We start from the raw sequence: 16,932 nt of genomic DNA on the forward strand, positions 1-16,932 counted from the left end.
GCTCTAGCTTGGAGCAGTAATCAAATTTGATTACTGCTCTGCGTGTCGTTCGTTCCCTGCCATGGCGCACAGCCTCTCGTGGCGCATCAGGACCAAGGAGTCACAGATTGAGTTCGCAATCCACACTTGCCATCGAGACGTCGGGACTCGTCAAGACCTTCGGTGAGACCCGGGCCGTCGACGGCGTCGACCTGGCCATCCCGCAGGGTGTCGTCTACGGCGTGCTGGGTCCCAACGGCGCGGGCAAGACGACGACGATCCGGATGCTGTCCACCCTGCTCACCCCCGACGGCGGCACCGCCCGGGTCCTCGGGCACGACGTGGTCAAGGAGGCCGGGGCGGTACGCAGCCGGGTCAGCCTCACCGGCCAGTTCGCCTCGATCGACGAGGACCTCACCGCCACCGAGAACCTCACCCTGCTCGCCCGGCTGCTGGGCTTCTCCCGGTCCCAGGCCGCCGCCCGCGCCGAGGAACTGCTCGCGGCCTTCGACCTCACGGACGCCGCCGGACGCCAGTCCAAGACCTTCTCCGGAGGCATGCGGCGCCGCCTCGACATCGCCGCCAGCCTCGTCATCACCCCCGACCTGCTCTTCCTCGACGAGCCGACCACCGGACTCGACCCGCGCAGCCGCAACCAGGTGTGGGACAGCGTGCGGGCCATGGTGGCGCTCGGCACCACGATCCTGCTGACCACGCAGTACCTCGACGAGGCCGACCAGCTCGCCGACCGCATCGCCGTCATCGACCACGGCCGGGTCATCGCCGAGGGCACCACCGGCGAACTCAAGGCGTCCGTCGGCACCGGAGCCCTGCACGTACGGCTCGTCAACGCCGAGACCCGCCCCGAGGCCGCCCAACTGCTCACCCGGGCCCTCGCCTCACCGGTCTTCCAGGAGTCCGACCCCTTCGCGCTCTCGGTACGGACCGACGACCACGAACGGGTCGCGGGAGCCCTCGCCGAACTCGCCCGCTCCGAGATCGCCGTCTCGGACTTCGCGTTCGGCAGGCCCAGCCTCGACGAGGTCTTCCTCGCCCTCACCGGGCGCCCCGCGGAAGACGCACAGACCGACCAGGAGGACGCGGCATGACCCTCACATCCGAGACGACGGCCACTCCGGGCGTGCCCGCCGACGCCCTGCGCAAGGCCCTCACCAGTCAGATCCGCCCCTCCCGCCCCAACCCGCTGACCGCCGTACGGGTGTCCGCGTGGCGCACGATGCGGAAGATGAAGCACTACGGCGTGGCCGTGCTGTTCGACGTCACGCTGATGCCGATCGTCTTCCTGCTGACCTTCACCTACCTCTTCGGCGGCGCGTTCGCCGGCTCGACCAAGGAGTACCTCCAGTACTTCCTGCCGGGCGTCCTCGTGCAGACCGTCATCATGCCGACCGTCTACACCGGTACCGCGCTCAACATGGACATCACCCGGGGCATCTACGACCGGTTCCGCACCCTGCCGTTCTGGCAGCCGGCCACCATCGTGGGCAGCCTCCTCGGCGACATCGTCCGCTACGTGCTGGCGCTGACCACCACGATGGGGGTCGGGCTGGCGCTCGGCTTCCGGCCCGACGGGGGAATGGGCGGCGTGCTGGCCGCGATGCTGCTCCTGCTGCTCTTCGCGGTGAGCGTCAGCTGGATCTTCGCGGCGCTGGGTGTGGTCGCCAAGGCGCCGGAGACGGTGTCCGGGTCCAGCATGCTGGTGATGTTTCCGCTGGTCTTCACCAGCAACATCTTCGTGGAGCCGGAGACCATGCCGGGGTGGATGGAGGCGATCGTCAACGCGAATCCGGTCAGTAACGCGGCCACGGCTGTTCGTGGGCTTGTCCACGGGGACGCCAGCGGGGCTGACATCGGGTGGGTGTTGCTGGCCAGCGGGGTCATTACGTTGATCTTCGCGCCGCTGACGATGCATCTGTATCGGGCGAAGAGTCGGCAGTAGTGGTGTGGGGGCGTGGGGTTGTCGGTCGTCTGCGGGTGCGTCGTGGCTGGTCGCGCAGTTCCCCGCGCCCCTGAAGGGCAAAGCCAAAAGACTGCGCCGTTCCCCGCGCCCCTGAAGGGCAAAGCCAAAAGACTGCGCCGTTCCCCGCGCCCCTTGGGGGCTGCGCCCCCTGAAAGGCGAAAGACTGCGCCGTTCCCCGCGCCCCTAAGAAAAGGGGGCCCTGAACGAGTCACGGCAGCCGGGCTGGTTGTCTCCCCCGTCGGCTGGGTCGTGCTGCCGTGACTCCCCCTCCGCCCCCACACGGAAGCGGCGCCCCCGAAGGCCTTCGGCCTGGGGGCGCCGCTTCCGTGTGCGGCTACTCGCCGGTCGGGGTCGCCGCCGAGGCCGCCGTGTCCGCCGCCTGGGCCTTCAGGGCGCGTTCGACGCCCGAGCGGGACTCCGAGATCAGGCGGCGCAGGGCCGCGCTCGGCTCTGCCGAGGCCAGCCACTCGTCCGTCTTCGCCAGGGTGTCCGCGGAGATCTGGACGGACGGGTAGAGGCCGACCGCGATCTGCTGGGCCATCTCGTGCGAACGCGAGTCCCAGACGCCCTTGACCGCCTCGAAGTACTTGTCCGTGTACGGGGCGAGCAGTTCACGCTGGCCGAACTGCACGAAGCCGCCGATCACGGCCTCCTGCAGGGCGTTCGGCAGTTTGTCGGACTCGACGACCGACGCCCAGGCCTCCGCCTTGGCCTCGTCGGTCGGACGGGCGGCGCGGGCGGACGCCGCGTGCCGCTCACCGGCGGCCGTCTTGTCCCGCTCGTACTCGCTGGTGATCTCGGCGTCGTCGAAGCGGCCGACCGACGCGAGGCGCTGGACGAACGACCAGCGCAGCTCGGTGTCGACGGCCAGGCCCTCGATGCTCTCCCGGCCGTCCAGCAGGCCCTCCAGGAGGTCGAGCTGTTCCGGCGTGCGGGCCGTCGAGGCGAACGCGCGTGCCCAGGCCAGCTGGTGGTCGCCGCCGGCCGCGGAGGACCGCAGGTGGGCCAGCGTGGCGTCCGTCCAGCGGGTCAGCAGGGCCTCGCGGGCGTTCGGGTCGGCGTACAGCTCGACGGCCGTCAGCACCTGGCGGTGCAGCGACTGGACGACGCCGATGTCCGACTCCTTGCCGATGCCGGAGAGCACCAGCGAGAGGTAGTCGCGGGTGGCCAGTTCGGCGTCGCGGGTCATGTCCCAGGCCGAGGCCCAGCACAGGGCGCGGGGCAGGGACGCCTCGAAGTCGCCGAGGTGCTCGGTGACGAACGCGAGGGACTGCTCGTCGAGACGGACCTTCGCGTACGACAGGTCGTCGTCGTTGAGGAGGATCACGGCGGCGCGGGGCTTGCCCACCAGCTGGGGCACGTCGGTCAGTTCGCCGTCGACGTCCAGCTCGATGCGCTCACCGCGCACCAGCTTGCCGCTGTCGTCGTCCAGGTCGTACAGGCCGACCGCGATGCGGTGCGGGCGCAGCGTCGGCTCGCCCTTCGCGCCGGCGGGCAGCGCGGGGGCCTCCTGGCGGATCGCGAAGGAGGTGATGATCCCGTGTCCGTCGGTCTCGATCTGCGGGCGCAGGATGTTGATGCCGGCCGTCTGCAGCCACTTCTGCGACCAGGTGCCCAGGTCGCGCCCGCTGGTCTCCTCCAGCGCGCCGAGCAGGTCGGACAGCTGCGTGTTCCCGTACGCGTGCGCCTTGAAGTAGGCCTGCACGCCCCGGAAGAACTCGTCCTGGCCGACGTACGCCACGAGCTGCTTGAGGACGCTGGCGCCCTTGGCGTACGTGATGCCGTCGAAGTTGACGAGCACGTCGTCGAGGTCGTTGATCTGCGCCATGATCGGGTGTGTGGAGGGCAGCTGGTCCTGCCGGTACGCCCACGTCTTCATGGAGTTGGCGAACGTGGTCCACGAGTGCGGCCAGCGGGAGTCCGGCGCGTACGCCTGGCAGGCGATCGAGGTGTAGGTGGCGAAGGACTCATTCAGCCACAGGTCGTTCCACCACTCCATGGTCACGAGGTCGCCGAACCACATGTGGGCCAGCTCGTGCAGGATGGTCTCGGCCCGCACCTCGTACGCGGCGTCCGTCACCTTCGACCGGAACACGTACTGGTCGCGGATGGTCACCGCGCCCGCGTTCTCCATCGCGCCCGCGTTGAACTCCGGTACGAAGAGCTGGTCGTACTTCTTGAACGGGTACGCGTAGTCGAACTTCTCCTGGAACCACTCGAAGCCCTGCCGCGTGACCTCGAAGATCGCGTCCGAGTCGAGGAACTGGGCGAGCGAGGGCCGGCAGTAGATGCCCAGCGGCACACTCTGCCCGTCCTTCTCGTACACGCTGTGCACCGAGTGGTACGGGCCCAGGATCAGCGCCGTGATGTACGTCGAGATGCGCGGCGTCGGCTCGAACTCCCAGACGTCGTCCTTCGGCTCCGGCGTCGGCGAGTTGGAGATGACGGTCCAGCCCGACGGCGCCTTCACGGTGAACTGGAAGGTGGCCTTCAGGTCCGGCTGCTCGAAGCTCGCGAAGACCCGGCGGGCGTCCGGCACCTCGAACTGGGTGTAGAGGTAGGCCTGCTGGTCGACCGGGTCGACGAACCGGTGCAGCCCCTCACCGGTGTTCGTGTACGCGCAGTCGGCCACGACCCGCAGGACGTTGCGGCCCTCCAGGATGCCCGCCAGCGCGATCCGCGAGTCCTTGAAGACCTCGGCCGGATCGAGGGAGTCACCGTTGAGGACGACCTCCTGGACGGCCGGGGCCACCAGATCGATGAAGGACCCGACGCCGGTCTCGGCCGCGTCGAAGCGCACCGTGGTCACGGACCGGTAGGTGCCGCCCTCCACCGCGCCGGAGAGATCCAGATCGATCTCGTACGAGTCAACGGTGAGCAGCTTCGCCCGCTGCTGTGCCTCTTCGCGGGTCAGGTTTGTGCCAGGCACGCGGTCATCTCCTCGTGATGGGTCAGTTGCGTCATCCTTCCACGGCGGCTGCGGGAGTGCGATGTCCGTTTCCCGCCGGTGTGCGCGGGGGACGCGGGGCCACCCTGGAGCCATGACCAGCCATCACGCACGTCCCATCGAACCCCAGGCGTTGAAGGAACTCCGCGCGACGGACGACGCCGGGCTTCCGTGCGTTCCCGTCACCGACCCGGACGGCGGGGCTCCGCTCCGTTGCTGTCTGCGGCGCGGCGAACCGGGGGAGCGCATCGCCCTCGTCTCGTACGCGCCCCTGCGCCGCTGGGCCGCGCGGACGGGCGCGCGACCCGGCGCGTACGACGAACAGGGCCCCGTCTTCGTCCACGCCCAGGAGTGCCAGGGGCCTGACCTCGACAGGTCCGGGTATCCCTTCGCCGGGCCGGGCGTCCTGCGCACCCTGCGCCGCTACTCCGCCCAGGGCCACATCCTCGGCGGCCGGCTCCTGGAGATCCCGGAACCGGCCGGCCGGGACTCGCCCGACGCCGCCCTCGACGCGGCACTCACGGAGGCCTTCGCCGACAGCGAGGTGGCCCTCGTCCACGTCAGGGCCGTCGAGTACGGCTGTTTTCTCTACGAGGTGCGCCGCCCCTGACACCGGATGTGTGCAAGGAGGAGTGGCACGTAAAGGACTGGGAACCCGGTTCGAGTCAAGTGGCCCGACTTTGACCCGAGTTGAGGGGGAACGTTCTCATGGCAGGAAAGCACGTCCTAGGAATCGCGACCGTACTGGTGCTCACCGCAGGACTGTCCGCCTGCTCCAGCGGGGACGACGGTGCGGACGGGAAAAAGGACGGGGCGAAGGGGGCGTCCTCCACCAAGGGCGCGTCCGAGTCCCAGGTGGTACGGGCGGCCCACCAGAAGACGACCGCGGCGGACTCGGCGAAAATGAGCCTCGTCTCCGAGGCGGCCGCCGCCGGCGAGACGGTGACCGTCCGCGGCACCGGTGTGATGGACCTCGAAGAGGGCGCCAGCACCATGACGATGACGTCCAAGGGGCAGAAGATCGAGCAGCGCGTCCTCGACGGCGTCGTCTACCAGAAGGCCCCGGCCGAGCAGCGCGCCCAGCTCCAGCTGCCCAAGGGCAAGACCTGGATGAAGATAGACCCGGCCAAACTGGGCGGCGCGGGCGGGCAGGTCAACGACCCGGCGGAATCCTTCGCGTACACCGAAGGCGTGAACGACGCCGACGTCACCAAGGTCGGCACGGAGACGATCGACGGGACCCGCACCACGCACTACCGCGTCAAGATCGCGGTGAAGGACCTCGCCAAGGGCGACCGGGCGAAGGCCGACCAGCTGGAGAAGCAGCTCGGCACGTCGACGCTGCCGCTGGAGATGTGGGTCGACGACGAGGGCCGGCTGCGGCAGCAGACCATCGAGCTCACGTTGCGCCCCCAGGCGGGTGGTGGGCAGAAGGACCAGACGGTCAAGAGCACCACGACGCTCAAGTTCACGGACTTCGGCACGGAGGCGGACGTGGAGGCGCCGCCGGCGGCGGACACGGTGGACGTCACGAAGAAACTCGCAGACGCCTCCAAGGCCGAGGCCACGGCCTAAAAGCCTGCGCAGTTCCCCGCGCCCCCAAAAAAGCGGGCCTGCGCCCCGGGCTCGTCGGCTGTCCGCGACCCGGTGGGGGCCGTTCGCGCAGTTCCCCGCGCCCCTCAAGGGGCGCGGGGAACTGCGCGGCTCACCCCCACCGTCCCGCACCCGGCACTCCGCCCAGGACTGGGCCTTTCAGGGGCGCGGGGAACTGCGCGATCAGCCCCCACCGGGCCGCAGCCGGACACTCCGCCCCACGCCGGCGGTCAGCTCAGCTCCGCTGCCACCAGCTCCGCGATCTGGACCGCGTTCAGCGCAGCGCCCTTGCGGAGGTTGTCGTTCGAGACGAACAGCGCGATCCCGTGCTCGACCGTCTCGTCCGCACGGATGCGCCCCACGAACGACGGATCCTGCCCAGCAGCCTGCAGCGGAGTGGGAATGTCCGAGAGGGCGACACCGGGCGCCCCCGCCAGCAGTTCCGTGGCCCGCTCCACACGCAACGGCCGCGCGAACCGGGCGTTGACCTGAAGCGAGTGCCCCGAGAACACCGGCACCCGGACACATGTCCCGGACACCTTGAGTCCCGGAATCTCCAGGATCTTGCGGGACTCGTGCCGCAGCTTCTGCTCCTCGTCGGTCTCGTTCAGTCCGTCGTCCACGATGGACCCGGCCAGCGGAAGGACGTTGAAGGCGATGGGCCGCTGGTAGACCTGCGGCTCGGGGAAGTCGACCGCCGAACCGTCGTGGGTCAGCTTGTCCGCGTCGGCGACGACCTTCTGCGCCTGCCCGTGCAGTTCGGCGACACCGGCGACACCGGACCCGGACACGGCCTGGTAGGTGGCGACGACGAGGGCTTCGAGCCCCGCTTCCGCGTGCAGCGGCTTCAGTACGGGCATCGCGGCCATGGTCGTGCAGTTCGGGTTGGCGATGATCCCCTTGGGCCGGTCCGCCACCGCGTGCGGGTTGACCTCGGAGACCACCAGCGGAACCTCGGGGTCCTTGCGCCACGCGGAGGAGTTGTCGATCACGACGGCACCCTGCGAGGCGACCTTCTCGGCCAGGGCCCTGGACGTGGCGCCGCCGGCGGAGAAGAGCACGATGTCGAGGCCGGAGTAGTCGGCGGTGGAGGCGTCCTCCACCGTCACGGACTTGTCCTTGTAGGTGATCGTCGAACCGGCCGAACGGGCCGAGGCGAACAGACGCAGCGTCTCCACCGGGAACTCGCGCTCGGCGAGGATCCTCAGCATGACGGTGCCGACCTGACCGGTGGCTCCGACGATTCCTACCTTCACAGCGACTCCTTCTGCCTGCTCTTCTGCCTGCACTTACGCCTGCTCATTGTCCGGCCGGGACATGGCCGAGTTTCCATCATGTGTCTCACCCGGGCCCATGTGTCCAATCCTTTGCCCGCGCACTGAGACGGTGTGACATACGCCTCCGTCCCCTGGAGCAGGCCCGCCGAAGTCGGGCGGCGCCGGCCGAACGTTTCTTACGCCTCGCGCGTCCTAGAGGAAACGCGGTGAGGGGAGGGGTGCTGTGCTGCGCAGAAAAACCCGCCGTGTCCAGGGGGCCGAGGAGTCGGCCGGGGGAGCCTTCGACGACCCCCTGGACGCGGCACAGGAGCGTCGGGTGCGTGCCGTGCTCGCGCTCGGCGGGGTGCCGCAGACGGACCTGCCGGACGGGGTGCAGCAGGTCCGGCTGCGGCTCCTGGAGCGGGCGGCGAGCGGGGCCGAGGCGCCGCGTGACGTGTCGGCGTGGGCGGCGGTCGTCGCCTCGAACCTGGCCATGGACTGGCACCGGGCCAGGCGCCGGCAGGAGCGGATCGGTGAACGGCTGGCCTCGCTGCGGCCCGCCGAGCACACCGGGGGCGATTCCGGTGAGGAGACGAAGGTGCTGTCGCTGGCCGTGGCCCAGGGCCTGGACGAGCTGCCGGACGCCCAGCGGCAGATCCTCGTGCTGCGCTTCTACGCCGACCTGCCCGTCCGGGGGATCGCCGAGGAGCTCGGCATCCCGGAGGGCACGGTCAAGAGCAGGCTGCACTCGGCGGTCCGCGCGCTGCGCACCCGCCTGCACGAGGACGAGGTGGTGTGACATGCCCGAGTACGGAGGAGCCGAGTACGAAGAAGTCGCGTACGACGGGATCGACGCGCTGCTCGCCGCGATCACGGACGAACCCGTGCCCGACGGAGCTCGGGAGGACGCGCGGTTCATGGCGGAGCACCGGTCGGCGGTCGCGGACGTGGCCCTGCTGAGGGAACAGCTGAGGATCATGGGCGACACGCTGGCCGACGGGACACCGGCCGCGGGGCCACCGGACGCGGAGGCGACGGACCTCGGGCGGCCGGGGGAGGGCCGGAAGACGAGGCCGTCCCGGGCGTCCGCGCCGCTGAGGCCGCCGGGAGCGCCGAAGAAGGAGACCGGGCCCCGGCAGCCGCGCCGCTACCGGCGCTACGCGGGAGCGGCCGTGGGCGCCCTCGTGATCGCGGCGGGCACGGCCCTGCTCGGCGGACTGGTGTGGCTCGGCGTGCAGGGAGGCAGCAGCGACACGGGCGCCCAGAACGACTCGTCGGCCGCGAAGAGCGAGAGCAGCGAGGACGGCGGGGGCAGCGGGGACGACACGTCGTCGTACCCGCCCGAGATGCGTCTCGCGTGCTCCAGGATCCTCGCCGAGGGGACCGTACGGAGCATCACGTCCACGGGTGACGGGAACGTACGCGTCGTGCTGGAGGTGAAGCGCTGGTACCGGCCCGAGCAGCCGGCGGCGGACCGGCCGACGGTCACCGTCACGCTGCCCGAGGAGGCGCGGGAGGACCTGAGGGCCGGCACGTACACCCTGGTGCGGGTGCCGCTGTATCCGCGGGACCGGCTGGACTACGAGACCGGTCCGGGGGTCGCCGACGCCCGCAAGGAGATCGTCGAGGCCCTGCCGGGGGCGCGCGGCATGGAGTGCGCGGGACCGGAGGCCGGCCGGGGCTGAGCGGACCGGCGAGGGGGAACGCGAAGGGCGGGCGCCCGGTCGAACCGGACGCCCGCCCTTCGTGTCAGTGCCGGCCGGAGGCTACGGCGTGACCTTCTCGATCAGGACGCTGCCCGTACCGGCCGCGGTGCCCCGCGCGTTCACGAGCTGCACCCGCCCGAAGAACGTACGGCCGGCCGGCGGTGCCGCGTTTGCGACGACCTGCGCGGTGACCGACGTCGAAGCGCCGGTGGCGAGCTTCACGGGCGTCGCGGCGACCTCCACCTGTCCGAGCGAGGGCGCGAAGTACACGTCCAGGTAGTCGTACGCGGTGGTGCCCGCCGGGACCGAGTAGCCGGCGACCAGCACGGTGTACGTACCGGCGGCGGGCGACGGCACGGAGACGGCCTCCTCCGAGTCGCCGTCCGCGGACGAACCGACCTCGTTGCCCTGCGCGTCGTAGACGGACAGGTCGAGGTCGGCGGCGGCGTCGGAGACGTTGCCGATGCTCACGTCGAGCGACTCGGCGCCCGCGGGCACGTCCACCGTGACGGTGTCCGTGGCGCCCTGGGCGATGGTCGGCCGCGTGCTCTTGGAGGAGCCGAGCGGACCGCCCTTGAGGGAACCGTCGACCGCGGCGAGCTTGTTCGTCACCTTCCACGAGGCCGGGGTCGGCGTACCGACCTTGGCGTCGGGGACGGTCACGACGGCCGGGTCGAACTCGGCGCCCAGCACCTCGACGTTCAGCTTGTACGGGTTGTCGAGCAGCGGCGACGTACGGCGCGACTCGACCTCGATCTCCCAGACGCCCGGCTGCGGGTCGCTGTAGGACCGCAGGTCGGGGCGGCAGCCGTTGCCGTCGAGGTAGTTGTTGTAGCAGTACGGCGTCGACGTGTTGTCGACCGGGACGCCGTACGGGTGGATGGCGATGAACCGGGTCTGGCTCCCGGTCTTCAGCCCGCCGATCGCGACCTCAAGGTTCTTGGCGCCCTCGGGGACGGTCACGAAGTACGACGTGGTGGAGTTGCGCTGGACCGTGCCGGACGCCGAGTAGGCGTACTTCTGCGCGGCGGCCAGCGGGGCGGAGACGACCACCGTGGTGAGGACCTGCTTGTCGACGCCCTCGGTGCGCGGGTCGTCGACCTCCAGGATCGCGCTGCTGAGCCCGGCGCTCGTGGGCTTGGCCTCGACCTTCACCGTCACCGGCTTGAACAGCGGGAGCAGGACCTTGGCACCGCCGACGATCCGGAACGTGCCGCCCTGGTTGTTCTTCAGGTGCAGCTCGTGCTTGACGGCACGGTTCGCGCCGGTCGTACGGGTCACGGTGACGTCGTACGTCTTCTTCTGGCCGGCCTTGAGGCCGCCCTCACGGTCGTAGAGGCCGGTGCCGAAGCCCGGGGTCTTCAGCGCGAAGTCGATCGCGGTGTCGACCGGGGCCTTGACCAGGTAGTCGTGGGCGGTGGCGCCGTCCCGGATCGAGTCCCAGGCGTCCTCGATGTCGATGAGGCCCGCGCCCTCCGCGTACGCCTGCGTGCCGCTGATGTGGTCGGCGGTCGAGGTCAGCGCGGTGCGCAGCTTGGCCGGCGTCAGGTCGATGTGCTTCTGCTTCGCGGCGCTCAGCAGCAGCGCGGACGCGCCCGCGGCCTGCGGGGACGCCATCGAGGTGCCCTGCAGCATCGAGTAGCCGGGCGGCAGGGAGTAGCCCGCCTCGGCGACCGGGCCGCCGGGGAACCAGGTCTGCGTGGTGTTGATGGCCGCGCCGGGCGCGGTCAGCGTCGGCGTGAAGCCGCCGTCCTCACGCGGGCCGCGCGAGGAGAAGGGCAGCATCGCGTACTTCTTCGACACCTGCGAGCCGTAGTTGGACGCCCAGGTCTCCTTGGAGATGGACGCGCCGACGGAGATGACCTTGTCGGCCAGGCCGGGGTCGCCGATCGTGTTGGCGCCGGGGCCCGAGTTGCCGGCCGAGATGACCAGCTGGACGCCGTAGGTGTCGATGAGGCGGGTGTAGAGCTCGGCGCGCGCGTTGTTGCCGTCGTTCAGCGCGGGCAGACCGCCGATCGACATGTTCACGATGTCGACGCCGCGGTCGGCGACGAGGTCGATCATGCCCTCGGTGAGCGCGACGTTCGTGCAGCCGCCGCTCCAGGTGCAGGCGCGCGAGGAGACGAGCTTGGCGCCGGGCGCCGCGCCGTTCATCTTGCCGCCGAACAGCTTGTTGGCGGCGGTGATGCCGGCGACGTGCGTGCCGTGCTCGGACTCGATGATGCCGATGTTGACGAAGTCGGACTTCTTGCCGACCCAGTCACCGCCCAGCGGGTCCATCGGGACGTCCTTGCGGATCTCCACGACGAACGGCACGCGCTCGGCGATCTCGGTGGCCGGGTCGTCGGTACCGAAGTAGCCGATCTGGTAGCCGTCCTTGTACGGCTTCATCGGCGCGTCGTCCGTGAAGTCGTTGTTGTCGTTCAGGTCGACGCGGACCGTCCCCGCTGCGGCGTCGTAGAGCACGCCCCAGCTGTCGGTCGTGTCGCCGTCGCGGTTCAGGTCGCCGTTCGCGTCGCCGCCGGTGGACGCGGACTCACGGAAGCGGCTGACCGCGTAGTCGCCGGCCGGGGCCTTCCAGCTCTCGCCGTCGAAGGTGAAGGCCGGGCCCGAGCGGGCGTTGACCATCGCGCGCCAGGTCGCGTCGCCGTCGACCAGCGGGTCGGTCGCCGTCACCCAGTCGACGATCTTGCGCTCGCCGGTCGTCGTCTTCTGCAGCGCGGGGTGCGCCACGTCGACACCGGAGTCGAGGATGCCGATGGTGACACCGCGGCCGTCCGCCTTCGGGTTCTTCTTCACGAAGTCGACGGCACCCGTCTCGAAGGACGGGTTGTACGGGTTCACGGCGGGGGTGTTCTTGCCCGGCGCCGGGTACGCGGCTGCCGTGGCGCTTTTCTTGGCGCCCTTGGCCGTGTCGGCGGACGGGGTCGGGTCGTCCAGCACGATCTCCTGGCGCAGGTCGATGCCGTGCACGGAGGAGAGCTTGGAGGCCGCCGCGATGGCCGCCTCGGCCCTGGCGGTCGGGACGGTCGCGCGGACGTAGCCGAGCTTGTCGTAGGTGCGGCCGACCGAGCCGCCCTTCACCGCGTCGAGCTGCCCTGCGACCTGTTCGGTCTGCCCCGGCGCGGTGGCGATCATCATCGTGACGTTCTTGTCGCCGGACGCCTGCGCCTCGGCGAGGAGGTCGGCGTCGGCCGAACCGAGCTTGCCGCTCGCGGACTTGACCGGCGTGTCGGCGGGGGTGGTACCCGGGCCGTCCGCGGCGAAGGCCATGGGTATCGGCCCGGCCGCGGAGAGCGCGGCCACGAGTCCGGCGGCGACGGCTATGCGTGCCGCGCGTCTCGCCCCGCTGATCGGAGCGCGCTGAGAGTGGAGGGTCATCAGCATCCTTGTGAGTAAAGGAAAAGTCCGTTCACGATCGGATCGACGTCGGACCGATCGCGTCAGTCCGGAATGTGAACCCGGATGACCGCTCAGCTTTACGTAAGAAACGGAAGTTTGGGGAGAGCTGACCGTGACGTGAACTGTTCATGGCGTAATTCCGCCATACGTCATGCGGTCGATCTCCGGCCAAACCGGGACGCGCGGGGGTCCCTGTCGTAACGTCTGCCCATGCGCAAGGAGTTGAGGGTGGCGGCCTACGCCGTGTGTGTGCGAGACGGGCGGATGCTCCTCGCCCGCTGGGTGGCACGGGACGGCAGCAGGCGCTGGACCCTGCCCGGCGGCGGCATGGACCACGGCGAGGACCCGTACGACACCGTGATCCGCGAGGCCGAGGAGGAGACCGGGTACACCGTCGAACCGGTCACCCTGCTCGGCGTCGACTCGATCCTGCGCACCTATCCGCGCCGCGTCGGCGCCGCCGACTTCCAGGGCCTGCGGATCGTCTACGAGGCCCGGATCACCGGCGGTGAACTGCGCCACGAGTCCGACGGCTCGACCGACATGGCGGCCTGGCACCCCCTCGACGAGGTACCCGCCCTGGAGCGTGTGGGCCTGGTCGACGTGGGACTCGCCCTGTGGCGCGAGCGCCCCGCGGCCGGGCGGGTCCTACCCCGCCAGATGAACGTGGAGTGACCGGCCCGCCTCCGTTCGAGGAGGGCCCGGTGGACGCGGAGGGTAGTCCAAGATCGACGTACGGTGATCGGCGCTGCCCGTTGCCGTCCAGTTAACGCGCAGGTCACCCCAGGTGCCAACCATCAAGTACGAGCGGGAAGTTCGCGTCAGTGGACCACCCGCGACCACTGCTGACGCGCCGCACCAGGGGAGACCGCGCCATGTCGCGCATACGCTCTGTCGCCACCGCCGCTCGTGACCGCCGCGCCTTCCTGGCCGCCACCGGGGCGGTGTCCCTCTCCGCGGGCATCGGCTTCGCGCTGCGCCCGGGAACGAGCGAGGCCGCCACCCACACCGCCGCCCCCCAGGGCCGGCCCATCGCCGTCTCCCGCAGGGCGCCGGCCGCACCCCTGGCCCCGTACACCCGGGGCACCACCCTCTCGACCCTCGCCACCGCACGCCCCGGCTCCGGGTACCGGCGGCTCGGAGACGGACCCGCCTGGCCCCGCGTCGTCCGCGGTGACCTGGCCGCCGCCAAGTCCGGCCGGGCCGGGCGGCGCACCGCCCTCGCCGCGTTCGTGCAGTTCACCGACCTCCACCTGGTCGACGTACAGCACCCGCTGCGGTACGAGTACCTGCGCGCGCAGACCGCCAGCGCCTGGCGCCCCCAGGAGTCACTGTCGGTGCCCGGCGCGATCTCGCTCGTCGAGCGGGTCAACGCGCTGCGCGGCGCCCCCGTGACCGGCTCCCCGCTGCACTTCGTGATGACCACGGGCGACAACACCGACAACAACGCCAAGACGGAACTGGACTGGTTCCTCAAGGTGATGAGCGGCGGCCGCATCACCCCCAACTCGGGTGATCCGGACCGCTACGAGGGCGTCCAGAACAGCGACCTCAAGCTGTACTGGCAGCCCGACGCGGCCCTGCGCGACGCCGACAAGCAGCTCGGCTTCCCGCGTATCGAGGGCTTCCTCGCCGCCGCGATCCGCGAGGTGCGCAGCCCCGGCCTCAACCTGCCCTGGTACTCCACGGTCGGCAACCACGACTCGCTGCCCGGCGGCTGCTACGCGCCCGGCGACTCCTTCTTCGCCGAGTTCGCGGTCGGCGGCAGGAAGCTGCTGACGCTCGACGAGTCGGAGGGTGTCGCCGTCTGGAAGAACGTCAAGAAGGGCGGCGACCCCAAGGGTGCCGGCTTCAAGGCGATGCTCAAGTCCCAGGCACGCAGGATGCGTTCGGTCACCCCGGACGAGGGCCGTGCCCCCTTCACCCCCACCGAGTACCTCCAGGCGCACCTCGACCCGGCCCACGCGGGCGTCGGCCCCGTCGGACACGGCTACTCGCAGGCCAACCTCGCCGCGAAGACCCAGTACTACACGTTCCGGATCGCGGACGAGGTGCTCGGCGTCAGCCTCGACACCACCGACCCGGGCGGCCACTACGAGGGCTCGGTCGGCACGACCCAGCTGCGGTGGCTGGAGCGCACGCTGAAGGCGGCCGAGAAGAACAAGGAACACGTCATCGTCTTCAGCCACCACACCAGCAAATCCATGCGCAACCTCCGCGAGGACCCGGCGCACCCGGGGGAGCGGCGGCACGGCGGCGACGAGGTGCTCGCCGTGCTCGGCGCCCACCGCCCGGTACTGGCCTGGGTGAACGGTCACAGCCACAAGAACAACATCACCCCGCACCCGGCCTCCGACGGCCGCTCCTTCTGGGAGGTGTCCACCGCCTCCCACGTCGACTTCCCGCAGCTCGCCCGAGTGATCGAGATCGCCGACAACCACGACGGCACGATCTCCCTGTTCACCACGCTGATCGAGTCCGCGGCCCCCCACGACACGGACTTCACGGACCTCTCCCAGACAGGCCTGGCAGCCCTGTACCGCGAACTCTCCTTCAACGCCCCCGGCGCCCGAACGGACCTGAGCGGCGACCCGGAAGACCGCAACACGGAACTGGTACTGAGGAAGAGCTGACGCGCAGCCCCAAGGGGCGCGGGGAACGGCGCAGTCCTTTGCCTTTCGGGGGCGCAGCCCCCAAGGGGCGCGGGGAACTGCGCGACCAGCCCCCACGCACCCGCACCCGACACACAACCCCCGACTCCCACAGAATCCGGCCGAAACACACTCAACCACCCCGGCCGAAGGCAACCCACCCAGCACCCACCAGGTCCCTCCCGTCGGCATCACGACGAAAGGGACCACATGTCACCCCGCACCGCACGCGCCGCCCTCACCGCCGCAGCCACACTCGCCGCAGCCGCGCTGGCGGCCCCGGCAGCCCTGGCCCACTCCCCGACCCCGACGACACCGGCGAGAGATCACCACGCGACCCAACGCGCGATGAACGAAGCCGTCAAGGACGGAGTCCCCGGCGTAGCGGCCCAGGCCGTCAAGAACCGCACCACCTGGAAGGCCACCGCGGGAGTGGGCGACCTCAGGACGAAGAAGCCCCGCTCGGCAGCGGACCGCTACCGCGTGGGCAGCATCACGAAGACCTTCACCTCGACGGTCGTACTCCAGCTGGAAGCAGAGCACCGGCTCTCCCTGGACGACACCGTCGACACGTGGCTGCCCGGCGTCGTCCGCGGCAACGGCCACGACGGCCGCCACATCACCCTGCGTCAACTCCTCAACCACACGAGCGGCATCTACGACTACACCGTGGACGACGACTTCGCCCGCACCTACTTCCTGAAGGACGGCTTCTTCGAGCACCGCTTCGACGAGCTGTCGCCCCGGGACCTCGTGAAGATCGCGACGTCCCACGCGCCGGACTTCACGCCGGGCGCCTCATGGAACTACTCCAACACCAACTACGTCCTGGCCGGCATGGTGATCGAGAAGGTCACGGGCCACACGTACGGCGACGAGGTCCGACGGCGCATCATCCGGCCGCTCGGACTGCACGCCACCCTCGTCCCGGGCACGTACCCGAAGGTGCCGGGCCCCAGCAGCCGGGCGTACGGAAAACTCGCCGAGACGGCCACCGGCCCGACCTACGACGTCACTGAGCTCAATCCGGCTCTCGCCTTCGCGGAGGGCGACATGATCTCCGACTCGGGCGACCTCGGCCGTTTCTACTCGGCGCTCCTGCGGGGCAGGCTGCTGCCGAGGAAGCAGCTCGCCGAGATGAAGACCACGGTCGAGATGCGAGGGATTCCGAACGCCCGCTACGGCCTGGGCCTCGCCGAGCGCGAGCTGAGCTGCGGTGTCGTCGTCTGGGGCCACCACGGAGGCATCCACGGGTCCGTCTCGGAGGCGGTGACGACGGCGGACGGCCGCCACTCGCTCGCCTTCAACTTCAACGGCGACTGGTCGGGCGACAGCGACGCGGTGATCGAGGCGGAGTTCTGCCCGAAGCCGAAGTAGCCGTACAGACAGCCGAAGTAGCCGTACAGACAGAAGGAGG

12 protein-coding genes are annotated in these 16,932 nt (G+C 70.3%); 9 read left to right on the top strand and 3 right to left on the bottom strand.

What is annotated here, in order from left to right; genetic code table 11:
- The first annotated feature begins 107 nt into the window (after positions 1–107).
- Together C6Y14_RS10305 and C6Y14_RS10310 are read left to right on the top strand one after the other, a co-directional pair.
- A complete protein-coding gene (locus C6Y14_RS10305) occupies positions 108–1,088 on the top strand; it encodes an ATP-binding cassette domain-containing protein (RefSeq protein WP_107016231.1) in 981 nt (326 codons plus the stop codon).
- A complete protein-coding gene (locus tag C6Y14_RS10310) occupies positions 1,085–1,939 on the top strand; it encodes an ABC transporter permease (protein ID WP_107016232.1) in 855 nt (284 codons plus the stop codon). The genes C6Y14_RS10305 and C6Y14_RS10310 overlap by 4 nt, the downstream gene beginning before the upstream one ends.
- A gap of 355 nt (positions 1,940–2,294) precedes the next feature.
- Here the strand turns inward: C6Y14_RS10310 and pepN are convergent, their stop codons facing one another.
- Positions 2,295–4,889, bottom strand: coding sequence for an aminopeptidase N (pepN, locus tag C6Y14_RS10315; RefSeq protein ID WP_107016233.1), 2,595 nt, complete (start codon positions 4,887–4,889; stop codon positions 2,295–2,297).
- A 112-nt stretch (positions 4,890–5,001) separates the two neighbouring features.
- On the opposite strand from pepN, the gene C6Y14_RS10320 reads away from it, so the two are divergent.
- Positions 5,002–5,517, top strand: coding sequence for a DUF1203 domain-containing protein (locus tag C6Y14_RS10320; RefSeq protein ID WP_107016234.1), 516 nt, complete (start codon positions 5,002–5,004; stop codon positions 5,515–5,517).
- Positions 5,518–5,615: 98 nt separating this feature from the next.
- Entirely contained in the window at positions 5,616–6,482 is an 867-nt protein-coding gene (locus C6Y14_RS10325) for a DUF7537 family lipoprotein (protein WP_107016235.1), read from the top strand.
- A 248-nt stretch (positions 6,483–6,730) separates the two neighbouring features.
- On the opposite strand, the gene C6Y14_RS10330 is transcribed toward C6Y14_RS10325, so the two are convergent.
- Entirely contained in the window at positions 6,731–7,756 is a 1,026-nt protein-coding gene (locus C6Y14_RS10330) for an aspartate-semialdehyde dehydrogenase (RefSeq protein WP_107016236.1), read from the bottom strand.
- Positions 7,757–8,000: 244 nt separating this feature from the next.
- Between C6Y14_RS10330 and C6Y14_RS10335 the strand changes: the two genes are divergently transcribed.
- Together C6Y14_RS10335 and C6Y14_RS10340 are read left to right on the top strand one after the other, a co-directional pair.
- Complete coding sequence (locus tag C6Y14_RS10335) at positions 8,001–8,555, top strand: RNA polymerase sigma factor (protein WP_107016237.1); 555 nt, start codon at positions 8,001–8,003, stop codon at positions 8,553–8,555.
- Position 8,556: 1 nt separating this feature from the next.
- Entirely contained in the window at positions 8,557–9,441 is an 885-nt protein-coding gene (locus C6Y14_RS10340; protein WP_107016238.1) for a hypothetical protein, read from the top strand.
- An 81-nt stretch (positions 9,442–9,522) separates the two neighbouring features.
- Here the strand turns inward: C6Y14_RS10340 and C6Y14_RS10345 are convergent, their stop codons facing one another.
- Positions 9,523–12,843, bottom strand: coding sequence for a S8 family serine peptidase (locus C6Y14_RS10345; RefSeq protein WP_107016239.1), 3,321 nt, complete (start codon positions 12,841–12,843; stop codon positions 9,523–9,525).
- A gap of 231 nt (positions 12,844–13,074) precedes the next feature.
- Here C6Y14_RS10345 and C6Y14_RS10350 point away from each other — a divergent pair, with 231 nt between their 5' ends.
- The 3 genes from C6Y14_RS10350 (at position 13,075) to C6Y14_RS10360 (ending at position 16,892) form a co-directional block, all read left to right on the top strand.
- Positions 13,075–13,539, top strand: a complete 465-nt coding sequence (locus C6Y14_RS10350) for an NUDIX hydrolase (protein ID WP_107016240.1) — start codon at positions 13,075–13,077, stop codon at positions 13,537–13,539.
- A gap of 200 nt (positions 13,540–13,739) precedes the next feature.
- Positions 13,740–15,497 carry a TIGR03767 family metallophosphoesterase gene (locus C6Y14_RS10355; RefSeq protein WP_107016241.1) on the top strand — a complete coding sequence of 586 codons (1,758 nt, stop codon included), beginning with the start codon at positions 13,740–13,742 and terminating at the stop codon, positions 15,495–15,497.
- 228 nt (positions 15,498–15,725) lie between these two features.
- Entirely contained in the window at positions 15,726–16,892 is a 1,167-nt protein-coding gene (locus tag C6Y14_RS10360; RefSeq protein ID WP_107016242.1) for a serine hydrolase domain-containing protein, read from the top strand.
- Positions 16,893–16,932 lie beyond the last annotated feature (40 nt).

The sequence above is a fragment of the Streptomyces dioscori genome (assembly GCF_003024195.1).
In the GTDB taxonomy this organism is placed as follows: domain Bacteria; phylum Actinomycetota; class Actinomycetes; order Streptomycetales; family Streptomycetaceae; genus Streptomyces; species Streptomyces dioscori.